Here is an 11,098-nt window from a genome sequence, read left to right on the forward strand (position 1 = left end):
AATCTGAAGCATCACCTACACAATACATATTCCATATGTTTATTAATCAGGACGTCACCATAAGGATCATCATATGTCACAATATGAACAGTTCTGTCAGTATTGCTTTCGACGGTAGCGGTCATCTGAACGTTATTGCCTGACATGTTGTACTGGTGATTTTAGCAACATGCAGGAAGAGGTAACACTATAAGAATACTGCTTATCGCTGGCCCCAAAAAACCTGCAATAATCTTTTCGATTAATGAATGTCACTCATAGTCCCTATCCTCCCCCTGTGATTATCAGCGAGCACAAACCCGTTAACATACCCCTATCTCTTCATGTCCAACGGATCACCATGCTTAATCAACAGGCACAAACACAGTCGGCTACAGCTAAAAAAACCGGTCTATCGTTTCTACTCATTCTCAGCGCCCTGATGGCTGTAACCTCTTTATCAACCGACATCTATCTTCCGGCTATGCCGGTCATGGCCAAAGATTTACAGGGTGATGCAGAGCTGACAATCACAGGGTTCCTTATCGGTTTTTGCATTGCACAACTGATTTGGGGACCAATTAGCGATCGTCATGGACGCCGTCTACCGCTATTTATCGGTTTAGGTCTGTTCATCATCGGCTCGGTGGGCTGCGCGTTATCAACAGATATCGTGCAAATAGTCTTCTGGCGTGTTTTTCAGGCGTTAGGTGCCTGTACCGGGCCGATGCTGGCTCGAGCAATGATCCGTGACCTGTTTAGCCGTACTCGTGCAGCACAAATGCTTTCGACACTGATGATCATCATGGCTATCGCGCCGATTGCCGGGCCCCTGATCGGCGGGCAGATGATTAAAGTCACCTCGTGGCATGCCATATTCTGGCTGCTGGCGATTATCGGAGTATTAATGCTGATGTCTTTATTCTGGTTACCCGAAACATTACCTGCTGAAAAACGCTCGCAAGCCTCCGTAACCAGAGCCTTTCACAACTACTATGCCTTGCTCACCAACGCCAGATACATGCGATTTACTTTGTGTCTGACGTTCTACTACGTTGCAGCCTACGCCTTTATCACCGGTTCTCCGTTTGTGTACATCACGTACTTCGGTGTTGACCCGCAGCATTACGGTTGGCTGTTTGCAGTAAACATTGTTGGACTGATGGCGGTGAGCATGGTCAACAGACGTCTGGTTCACCGCTATCCACTGGAAGCGTTGCTCAGGAATGCCGTATTCATCGCCGCTATTGCGGCAATAGTGCTGGCAGTCACCACCGGCCTGGGTGTGGGTGGAATCACCGTGATTGTCGGCGCTGTGTTCGTGTTCTTCTCTATGAATGGCATCATCGCGGCGACATCCACGGCTTGCGCTCTGGACGCAGTGCCTAATGTGGCTGGCTCCGCATCGGCGCTAATGGGTGCGTTACAATACGGCAGCGGCATCATCTCTTCACTTCTTCTTGCCCTGTTCAGTGACGGCACACCATGGACGATGGGCTGGATAATTGCGTTGTTTACAGCAGCCAGCGCCCTGATGGCACTGACCGTTCAGATAAAAAAATAAAACGTCGTTATTGATGCCAGACGACACTTTCGTCCAGAGATACCCGCCCTTCCCTGTAGCTCAGGGAGGGATGCGTTTTATCTGGGATCCCAAAAGAAATACCGTAAAGCAGCCTGAAACCTTCAGGCATATTCAATAGCCTACGCACCGTTTGGGCAAAATAACTCAGTACTGCCTGTGGAACGCCTGCGTAACCGCGAGCTGCCAGGGAAAGCAGGAATGTCTGGGCATACATACCGGCGTCCGAGGCTACGCGAACATTGTCCCCTACAGCAGGAATGAACAGCAGGGCAACATGAGGCGCGCCGAAAAATCTCACATTACGCTCGACCACTTCTGAGCGACTTAAGTTATCCCCCCGCGCAACGCCCAGTGCCTGATAGTACGAGCGCCCCTGCTCCGAAGCCCGTTGCCTGAATGGCTCGGGATAAGCTTCTTTATCAAACGTAAAATCAAGGCTGTAGTTCCCCGCCCTCAGATCTTCCGTCAGTGCGTGGCTTAATTCACGAAGTTTATCTCCTGCAACGATATGCAGGGACCAGGGTTGAGTATTGCAGTTGGATGGTGCGCATTGCGCTTCGAGCAAAATGTCTTTGAGGATATCGCTGGGGATGGGAGATGGAAGAAAGGCTCTTGCCGAGTACCTGTTTTTTACTACCTCACTAAATGTTGGCTCTTGCGTACTCATTTGCTTCTCCGCCTGAAAGTAATTTGAAGTGAATGATTCACTCTCCCCCGATCCATCCTGTCACATCAGGCTCATCCTTTTCATTCCTGGTTCCAGATTAGGTCTATGAATTCCATTCATAGCGCCTATTTAAGCAGCGTAATTATCTTTAACCGCAACTTCGTTAATCTGGGTCTATCGTGTGAACACGCAAGCGGAAAGTGGCTACAGCTGATGGACACACCCCAGCCTGCGCGGCTGGGGCGTCGTTGGAGGCTAACTAAATATTCTTATCGAAGAAGACGTCTAACTTTTGCAAAGCCTTATCAACGTATTCAGGCACCCAATACGTCTCGATATGGGTAGCGCCATCGATCAGGAAGAGTTCTTTGTCCTTCGTACCTGTGGCTTTCGCGAATGCGTCTTCAGTCATATAGAGCGTATCCGCTTTTGTACCGGCAATCATCAGCAGCGGTTTATTGATGAGATTGATATGGTCCGTTACGTCAAAGCTCATCAAATCCAGAAGACTGCTGGTGGTGTATTTAAACGTGGAGTTCGGATGCGCGTGGGTTTTCCAGTAGTACTCGTAGCCCTGGCGATACAAGGCAAAGGGTAATTTAGCAATCTGTTCATCAGTCAGGTTGGCATCGCCGGAGTAAAGCACTTCTCCTCCGGCGGCTTCCTGAGCACGTGCGTCAGAAGCCTGCTGAAGACGCTGCTGGATAGTATCCAGCTGTGAATCCTGCATGCCGTTGCGGCGCACAAGGCCTGAATTAAACATGCTGATGGTTGCTATCGATTTAAACCGCTTGTCAGTTTCAGCCGCAACAAGTGAATAACCGCCGCCACCGCAAATACCCAGCAGACCAAGGCGGGCGGTATCTACACCAGGATACTGGCTTATGTAGTCAGCCATGCCGTGGATATCCTCAATGCGATTAGCGGGTTTATCCACGCTGCGAGGCATCCCACCGCTGGCACCCTGATAAGCCGCGTCGGCGGTAATGGTGATGTAGCCCTGCTCGGCGAGACGCTGGGCATACAACCCGGCGACCTGCTCTTTTACGCCACCATTAGGATGTGCAACCACCACCGCAGGGTATTTTTTGGCGGGATCGTAGTTAGCAGGGGTATAGACATTCGCAGCAATCTGAATGCCATGCAGATCGTATTTCACCGGATGAATGTTGACCTTGCCTTTGACGTTCTCAGTTATGGCACCGTCATAGACGAGTGTGAATGGATTTTTTTTGTAATCAGCCGCATTGGCTGAGGTCACTCCGGCCATTGCCGTGAGTAGCATTGCACTGATAAGCGTGAATTTCATGATCTCTCCCGATGAGTATTGGCCTGGTTATACAGGCTCGCGGAATCAAATTTGCAGGCTCAGAGTAGGCGGAGAGGGCTGTCAGCATCGTGACAGGGAAATAACATTTTTGTCAGGAAACGGGCTGGGATGGATAAGTGTTTCTGACAACGCTGTCAGGTAACCGTCAGCTTTATGTTGGCAATCAGAAGGCAGAATGGTCTCGCTTAAATGCGATTCATGTTCAGTTTTCTGAGAAAAGGAGCGATCAATGAAAAGACAGAATGCCCCAACAATGCCAGAGCGGCGCAAGCTATTAGTCGCCGGGGCCGGTATTGCCGCCGCCTCGCTGATTCCCCACGTATCGGCGGCGAGCCAATCCTCTCAGGTCGATTCATCCAGACAACCCAGCCAACGCAATGCTGCTCCGGGCAAGCGTAAACTCGGGAAGCTGGAAGTTTCTGCCGTCGGTCTGGGCGTGCAGAACATGAGTCGCAAATACGACACCTCCGTTCCCTGGCGTCCTGAGATGATCAATGTTATCCGTCGGGCATTTGATGAAGGGGTAACGTTCTTCGACGCAGCTGAAGCCTACGGCCCGTTTGAAGTCGAAAAAATTCTCGGGGAAGGCGTCGCCCCGTTCAGGGACAAAATCGTTATCGCCACCAAGTTTGGCTGGAACATTGACCAACAGACGGGAAAGCGTCTGCCGGGCCTTAACAGCAGGCCGGAGCATATCAGGCAGGTCGTCGAAAACATGCTCAAACGCCTGCGTACCGATCGTATCGATTTACTGTACCAACACCGGGTTGATCCACAGATCCCGATCGAAGATGTCGCCGGTGTGGTGAAAGATTTAATGGATCAAGGAAAAGTCCTGCACTGGGGTCTGTCTGAAATGGGCATCAACACGTTGAGACGCGCTCATGCAGCATTACCCGTTACAGCTGTACAAAGTGAATACTCCATGCTCTGGCGTGGCCCTGAAAAGCAGGTATTTCCGGTGTGTGAAGAACTGGGCATTGGGTTCGTGCCATGGAGCCCACTCGGCGTGCAATTTTTAACGGGCTGGATTGATGAGAATACCCGGTTCGCTACCGGTGATTTCCGCGCGACAGAAACACGCTTCTCGCCTGACAACCTGCCACACAACTTACAGCTGGTTGAACTACTGAAATCCTGGGCAATAAGAAAAAATGCCGCGCCGGGGCAGATTGCACTGGCATGGCTCCTGGCCCGTAAACCCTGGATTGTTCCCATTCCTGGCACCACCAATAAAGACCATATGCTGCAAAACACAGCGGCTACCGGCGTATCGCTGACTTCCGCTGAGATGACCGAGCTCACCCGCTCACTGGACGCCATCACTATCCAGGGTCAACGTCTGCCGGATGCCGTGCAGGTTTATTCCGATGTTGAAGCACCGATGAAAAGTTAAGAGGAAGTCCCGTTATGCGCCTGTTGTTAGTCGAAGATGAAGAAAAAACGTCAACCTATCTCTCCCGTGCGCTGGGTGAGTCCGGATTTACGGTAGATGTCTCTGCAGATGGCGCTGAAGGTCTTCATTACGCGCTGGAGTTCGACTACGACGCGATAATACTGGATGTGATGCTGCCGGGGATGGATGGTTACCGGGTACTTGAGGGTGTGCGAGCTGCCAAACAGACGCCGGTGCTGATGCTTTCGGCTCGCGGCTCGGTCGATGAACGCGTTAAAGGGCTTCGCCTTGGCGCGGATGATTATCTGCCCAAGCCCTTCTCGCTGATTGAGCTGGTGGCGCGTATTCAGGCCCTGGTGCGCCGCCGCGCTACGGATGGCGCGGACATCACCCAGCTGCAAATTCACGATCTGCATCTCGACCTGCTGGCTCGCCGCGTATTTCGTGCCGGAACACGGCTGGAGCTGACCGCGAAAGAGTTTTCCCTGTTGAGCCTTCTGGCCCGGCATCAGGGGGAGATTCTGTCAAAGATGATGATTGCGGAGCAGATATGGGACATGAATTTTGATAGCGATGCCAACGTGGTTGAAGTGGCCATTAAACGACTTCGGGCCAAAGTGGATGCGCCGTTCGATATCAAACTTCTGCATACCGTTCGTGGCATGGGGTATGTCCTCGAAGTCCGGTCCGAATAAATGAAGGGGATAAGCATGCCTAAGCGTTCCATCTCCGTTCACCTGGCGCTGATGTTTGCCTTATCCGCGCTGCTGATTGTGTCCGTTATCGGCATCCTGCTCAGAAGCTCCTTGCATGACTCTTTGCAAAAGCAGATGCACAACGAGCTGCTGTTCCGCGAATCATTAATGAGTCCGTGGATCACCGCACGAACCTCTGCTGACGGCTGGTCACTGCTTGCCAATAAATTTACCGTATTAACCAATTCTGAAGGTGAACGCGTTCGCTACTGGATAGTGAGCGATAACCCACGCTTTAGCATGGGGGGAATACCACCGGTGGGTGTTCAGTGGCCTTCTTTACAGGAAGGCTTTAATAAAGTGCCCGGAGCATCAGAAGGTGCATGCTCGCTGTTTCTGTTAGTAAAAACTATCCCCGCCAACGGTGAAAGGCCTGAGCTGCGCTATGTGGTTGCCATCGACTCCACGCCGTATATGGGCACACTCGATGCGTTCACGCGGACATTGCTGATCATTACCGCACTGGGCGTCGTGATTGTCGCCTTACTGGGATACGTCGTTTCAAGGATCGGTCTTCGTCCCGTTGGCGCGCTCAGTAAACAGGCCCGGCAACTCGCTCCCGGGGACCATGGTCAGCGCCTGAACACCGAAGCATTACCTGACGAATTACAGCAGTTAGCATCATCTTTTAATGGCGTGCTGGAACGTCAGGAGGTCGCCTGGCGACAGCTCGAAAGCTTTAATGCCGATGTTGCGCATGAGCTCCGGACTCCGCTAACTAATCTGATCGGCCAGACGCAGCTGGGTCTCTCACGCCGACGTTCACATGATGAACTGGAAGAGTTACTGGGCTCCAATCTGGAAGAACTTGAACGCATGACGTCTATTGTTAACGACATGCTGTTCCTTTCCCATGCCCATGCGGGTGAACATGCATCCCAGCTTACCCAAGTCTCACTGCGCGAAGAAACCCTAAAAACAGCGGAGTATGTGGAACCCTCTTTTGCTGAAAAACAGCTCTCTCTCGATGTTCAGGGCGACGTCACCGCGGACATCGACCGACGACTGTTCCACCGTTCACTGGCCAATTTACTGGAAAACAGCGCAAGACACTCCCCCTCCAACAGTACGGTTACGGTGCGGTTAAGCGAAACCGGTCATCAAGCCTGTGTTGAAGTGTCAAACCCGGGCGATCCAATAGCACCAGAGCACTTACACCGGCTTTTCGAGCGGTTCTATCGCGTTGACACCTCCCGGGCCAGGAGTGATACCCATCATGGACTGGGCCTGTCGATCGTACGTGCCGTCGCCATTATGCACCGGGGAGATGTCTTTGCCCGTAGTGAAGGAGGCATCAATACTTTTGGCCTCACCTTTGCGCTACAAGCGGATAAAGCGGCAGATAATGCTCAATCCGGCGCTGAGCCGGGACCCGGGTTAGCTGACAGGATTGTCAGGGGGGCGTCAGCCTGACGTCATTACCCTCCCGATAAAATCATCGCAGGCAATCCCCTCTTCATTGATAAGGACGCTTTGCATGATCGGACATTTACGTTACCTCGGGCTGTTACTGCCCTTCTTCACATTTTCATCCTGGGCAGCGGAGCAAAATCCCGCTGTCCATATCGCCCCTGCAGGAAGTCAGAACGCGGTGTTCGGGCCAGCCGAGAACTTTACCGGTCGTGTCAGGGTTGATCCTCTCTTCAAACCGGATAACGACATCCCTGTTTCCGGGGCTTATGTCACGTTTGAACCCGGCGCTCGTTCCGCCTGGCATACGCATCCGGCAGGTCAGCGGCTGATTGTGACCTCTGGTGTTGGGCTCACCCAACAAGAAGGCCAGCCGGTGCAGGTTATCCGCGCCGGTGACGTTGTCTCTTGCCCGGCGGGCGTCAAACACTGGCACGGGGCGGCCCCCGGCAGCGCGATGACGCATCTGGCGATAACCGGGATTGTGGATGGCAAAAGCGTTAACTGGATGGAGAAAGTGACAGATGAACAATACCACGCCCATTAAAGCATTAACGGCAGCGGTACTGCTGACCTTTGGTTTTGGTCTCGCGGCACATGCTGCGCCCGTCAATAAAGGAGCCTCAGAAATGAACCACGAACAAAAGGTTTCAGATACGCTGTCAGCCCGCCAACAGGCCATCCCGTTGATTGCGGCATCGATGGCCAGCAGCCAGATGGATAAGCTGAATGCAGCCCTGAATCAGGGTCTTGACGCCGGACTCACGATAAACGAAGCCAAAGAGATTCTCGTCCAGCTTTATGCCTATACGGGCTTCCCCCGTAGCCTGAATGCGCTTAGTGAACTGATGAAGGTCGTCGAAACACGTAAACAACGTGGTATCAAAGACGTTGAGGGTAAAGAGCCGGTTGCCCCGATCCCTGTCGGGGATGAGCTTCGCCGTGTCGGTACCGCAAACCAGACAAAAATCTCAGGCGCTCCCGTCCAGGGCCCGCTGTTTGATTTTGCCCCGGTGATTAATCAGTTCCTGCAAACGCACCTTTTCGGCGACATTTTCGCCCGCGATAACCTCGACTGGCAAAGCCGCGAGCTGGCAACGGTTGGCGCATTAGCGGCCACGCCGGGCGTCGAATCACAACTGCTGTCGCATACGCGAGCAAGCATGCGGGTCGGCCTGACGGTGTCGCAGCTGCGCCAGCTGGCACAGGTTCTGCGTGAACATGGCGAAAGTGATGCAGCAACGCGAGCTGAAAAGGCGCTGCAGCAGGCGCTCGCAAACAATTAGGAGTGGATTATGGAGCATGATCCCAACCGCAGAATGTTAATCACCGCACTTGCCGGGCTGACGCTGGCGAACGTTTCTTTTGCCTCAGCTGCGACCGGAACCGCAAACGTGCAGGGTAAAAGCCGTGTTCTGGTGGCGTACTTTTCCCGCAGCGGAAATACACGAGTCATTGCGGGCGTCATTCACCGCAGCCTGAATACCGATCTGTTTGAAATCGAACCAGCTACGCCTTATCCGGAAGACTATTTTCAGACCGTTGAACAGGCGAAAAATGAGCGTGAGCGAGGCGTAAAACCGGCATTAAAAAATAGCGTTGCAGATACCTCACGCTACGAGACCGTGTATTTAGGCTTTCCGATCTGGGGGACCAGCGTGCCGCCTGTAGTGCAAGCATTTCTCAGCAGCCACAACCTTGCGGGCAAATTACTCATCCCCTTTATTACTCACGGTGGCTACGGTAAAGGAGACAGCGACGACATCCTTGCCAGTCTCGCCCCAACTGCGCGTCGGGAAAAACCGCTGGTCATTGAATGCGATCAGGAGCGAAGAACCACTGAAACGGTAACAAGTTGGTTAGAGACAATACGCAGCTGATTCATTGATATGAGGAGATACCCTTGAAGACACTTTTAAAAACACTGTCCGTCTGCATGATAGCGAGTGGCCTGGTGGCTCAGTCGGTATACGCAGCGCCGCTGGTCATTCAGGAACAGGGAAGCTTTTCTGCTGGCGGAACTATCACCACTGCCCCGGGTAAGTTTGACGCGAAGAAGCCGCTGGATTCTGCTGGCCAAACTTATCATGGCGATCATGCCTCAGTGTTCTACCAAATTCCGGAAAATCCGCATAAATACCCTATCGTCATGCTGCACGGCGCAGGTCAGTTCTCCCGTACCTGGGAAAGTACTCCAGATGGTCGCGAAGGGTTCCAGAACATCTTCCTGCGTCGCGGGTTCTCAACCTATCTTGTCGATCAGCCGCGTCGGGGCAGCGCTGGGCGCACGACTGTAGAAGGTACTGTTACGCCAAAACCGGATGAACAAATGTGGTTCAATCAGTTCCGCGTTGGCGTGTGGCCAGAGTATTTTAAGGGCGTTCAGTTCTCTCACGACAAAGAAGCGTTGAACCAGTATTTCCGTCAGATGACCCCGAACACCGGGCCGTTTGATATCAATGTGATCTCTGATGCGATGTCCGCAGTAGTGGATAAATCCGGCCCTGCTATCCTCTTCACCCACTCTCAGGGTGGCGGACCAGGCTGGTATACAGCAATGAAAAACAACAAGGTCAAAGCCATTGTCGCCTTCGAGCCAGGCAGCAGCTTTGTCTTCCCGGAAAAAGAACTCCCTGCCCCTATGCCAAGCGCGTTCGACACGCTGAAGGGTGAGCCTGTGCCAATGGAGCAGTTTATGGCACTGACCAAAATCCCGATTCTGATTATTTACGGCGATAACATACCGGATAAACCTGTCGCCATGCCCGCGCAGGACAGCTGGCGCGTAAGACTGGCGATGGCCCGTGAGTGGCGTGACGTGGTGAACAAGCATGGCGGGGATGTGACGGTGACTCATCTGCCTGAAGTGGGAATCAAAGGGAATACCCACTTCCCGTTCTCTGATTTAAATAATGTGCAGATTGCTGATTTGGTGAGTAAATTCTTGAAAGAGAAAAATTTGCAGTAGAACGGAATAGCATTGAGTCCTCATTATTCAGGACTCAATACTAGCATCTGCTTTATAAAAATGAATGGTCTAATGTCGGCGCAAAGCTGTTGAACGTTACTGCCTACTTTGAGCGAACTGCGGTACCATGTTGGACGTACCGAGCTATGTTCAAGATCAGTTCAAGGCATCATATAACCCAGTCACGCCTAACTTATTGCGAAGATCTGAAAATGCATATAATTGCATAATTATAAAATTAAGTTACCTTCTATATCATTCCCTTGCTCTCTGTCGATCAACTCGCCAAATGTTATTGTTTTACTTCGAGGTTTCTGGTTGTTGGGAAGTTCCGCCACCCTCAGTTTCAGCGGCATTGGGCTAACAATACCACTGAATATGCAGGTTCCTGTGGAAAGTGTCGGAATGGACTCCTCTGTCAACCGATCAATATAAGAAACAGACTTTTCAATTGCATAAAGATCATTTTGATTAATAAGACGATGAATAAAATAGTTGTGCGCTTGAGAAATGATAGTTGATGATATATCGTTCGGGCGCTGGCTGGAAATTGTTACAAACACGCCAAATTTACGTCCCTCTTTGATAATCTCTTCAAAAGTTTCGAGCCTATAATCTTTCCAGCTTTCACTTTCTCTAAATGATGTGTTTGAGAGGATGTTATGAGCTTCATCAATAATGATATGAAGCGTTGAAGGCTCGGTAGACATTTTTTTCAAGTTATAAGCCCATTTTGCAATCAAAAGAGGGAGTGTTTTCTTCATTGTAATATTAACCATATTGAGGTTGATAACAATGAAGTTACCTCCATTCCAGAAGTCTCTATCTCCAGATGTATCAAATATTTTAGCTATATCTTTCCGGTTTGCATTCATTCTATTTATTACAGGCGAGACATGTTCCGGATTCGATTTATTGGAGAAAAATTCATAGATAAGTTTAAGCCACATAAAATCCAAGAGACTTTCTATCATATCTTCTTTAAAATTAAAAGAGCAGGCTTTAGAG

At 51.2% G+C, this 11,098-nt stretch carries 11 protein-coding genes; 8 read left to right on the forward strand and 3 right to left on the reverse strand.

The genetic code is table 11. The annotated features are described in order from the left end of the window. Positions 1–340 precede the first annotated feature (340 nt). A complete protein-coding gene (locus IPZ49_RS13800; RefSeq protein ID WP_063146703.1) occupies positions 341–1,543 on the forward strand; it encodes a multidrug effflux MFS transporter in 1,203 nt (400 codons plus the stop codon). Between the two features lie 7 nt (positions 1,544–1,550). Here IPZ49_RS13800 and IPZ49_RS13805 read toward each other — a convergent pair whose 3' ends face one another. Both IPZ49_RS13805 and IPZ49_RS13810 read right to left on the reverse strand, forming a co-directional pair. After that, positions 1,551–2,231, reverse strand: coding sequence for a nitroreductase (locus tag IPZ49_RS13805; RefSeq protein WP_063146704.1), 681 nt, complete (start codon positions 2,229–2,231; stop codon positions 1,551–1,553). A gap of 259 nt (positions 2,232–2,490) precedes the next feature. Further along, positions 2,491–3,540 carry an alpha/beta hydrolase gene (locus tag IPZ49_RS13810; protein ID WP_063146705.1) on the reverse strand — a complete coding sequence of 350 codons (1,050 nt, stop codon included), beginning with the start codon at positions 3,538–3,540 and terminating at the stop codon, positions 2,491–2,493. Positions 3,541–3,790: 250 nt separating this feature from the next. Between IPZ49_RS13810 and IPZ49_RS13815 the strand changes: the two genes are divergently transcribed. The 7 genes from IPZ49_RS13815 to IPZ49_RS13845 all read left to right on the forward strand — a co-directional run bounded on the left by IPZ49_RS13815 (position 3,791) and on the right by IPZ49_RS13845 (position 10,090). Further along, positions 3,791–4,957, forward strand: coding sequence for an aldo/keto reductase (locus IPZ49_RS13815; RefSeq protein WP_179954857.1), 1,167 nt, complete (start codon positions 3,791–3,793; stop codon positions 4,955–4,957). Positions 4,958–4,971: 14 nt separating this feature from the next. Next, a complete protein-coding gene (locus IPZ49_RS13820) occupies positions 4,972–5,652 on the forward strand; it encodes a heavy metal response regulator transcription factor (protein WP_021571249.1) in 681 nt (226 codons plus the stop codon). A 15-nt stretch (positions 5,653–5,667) separates the two neighbouring features. Then, a complete protein-coding gene (locus IPZ49_RS13825; protein ID WP_063146706.1) occupies positions 5,668–7,125 on the forward strand; it encodes a heavy metal sensor histidine kinase in 1,458 nt (485 codons plus the stop codon). A 64-nt stretch (positions 7,126–7,189) separates the two neighbouring features. Then, positions 7,190–7,669 (forward strand): cupin domain-containing protein, encoded by a 480-nt coding sequence (locus IPZ49_RS13830; RefSeq protein ID WP_032950016.1) that lies wholly within the window; start codon positions 7,190–7,192, stop codon positions 7,667–7,669. Further along, positions 7,647–8,408, forward strand: a complete 762-nt coding sequence (locus tag IPZ49_RS13835; protein WP_063146707.1) for a carboxymuconolactone decarboxylase family protein — start codon at positions 7,647–7,649, stop codon at positions 8,406–8,408. Before IPZ49_RS13830 ends, IPZ49_RS13835 begins: the two co-directional genes overlap by 23 nt. Before the next feature lie 9 nt (positions 8,409–8,417). Further along, complete coding sequence (locus IPZ49_RS13840) at positions 8,418–9,002, forward strand: flavodoxin (RefSeq protein ID WP_063146708.1); 585 nt, start codon at positions 8,418–8,420, stop codon at positions 9,000–9,002. 23 nt (positions 9,003–9,025) lie between these two features. Beyond that, a complete protein-coding gene (locus IPZ49_RS13845; protein ID WP_063146709.1) occupies positions 9,026–10,090 on the forward strand; it encodes an alpha/beta fold hydrolase in 1,065 nt (354 codons plus the stop codon). A gap of 230 nt (positions 10,091–10,320) precedes the next feature. On the opposite strand, the gene IPZ49_RS13850 is transcribed toward IPZ49_RS13845, so the two are convergent. Next, on the reverse strand, positions 10,321–11,098 hold a 778-nt coding region (locus IPZ49_RS13850; RefSeq protein ID WP_193762849.1), incomplete at its 5' end, for an ATP-binding protein.

The organism is Enterobacter cloacae complex sp. S2, from assembly GCF_015159675.1.
Lineage (GTDB): Bacteria > Pseudomonadota > Gammaproteobacteria > Enterobacterales > Enterobacteriaceae > Enterobacter > Enterobacter intestinihominis.

Bases quoted from the DNA above. Each gene is read 5' to 3' on its own strand.
- IPZ49_RS13800 (WP_063146703.1), top strand. From the start codon at position 341: ATGCTTAATCAACAGGCACAAACACAGTCGGCTACAGCTAAAAAAACC.
- IPZ49_RS13805 (WP_063146704.1), bottom strand. From the start codon at position 2,231: ATGAGTACGCAAGAGCCAACATTTAGTGAGGTAGTAAAAAACAGGTAC.
- IPZ49_RS13810 (WP_063146705.1), bottom strand. From the start codon at position 3,540: ATGAAATTCACGCTTATCAGTGCAATGCTACTCACGGCAATGGCCGGA.
- IPZ49_RS13815 (WP_179954857.1), top strand. From the start codon at position 3,791: ATGAAAAGACAGAATGCCCCAACAATGCCAGAGCGGCGCAAGCTATTA.
- IPZ49_RS13820 (WP_021571249.1), top strand. From the start codon at position 4,972: ATGCGCCTGTTGTTAGTCGAAGATGAAGAAAAAACGTCAACCTATCTC.
- IPZ49_RS13825 (WP_063146706.1), top strand. From the start codon at position 5,668: ATGCCTAAGCGTTCCATCTCCGTTCACCTGGCGCTGATGTTTGCCTTA.
- IPZ49_RS13830 (WP_032950016.1), top strand. From the start codon at position 7,190: ATGATCGGACATTTACGTTACCTCGGGCTGTTACTGCCCTTCTTCACA.
- IPZ49_RS13835 (WP_063146707.1), top strand. From the start codon at position 7,647: ATGAACAATACCACGCCCATTAAAGCATTAACGGCAGCGGTACTGCTG.
- IPZ49_RS13840 (WP_063146708.1), top strand. From the start codon at position 8,418: ATGGAGCATGATCCCAACCGCAGAATGTTAATCACCGCACTTGCCGGG.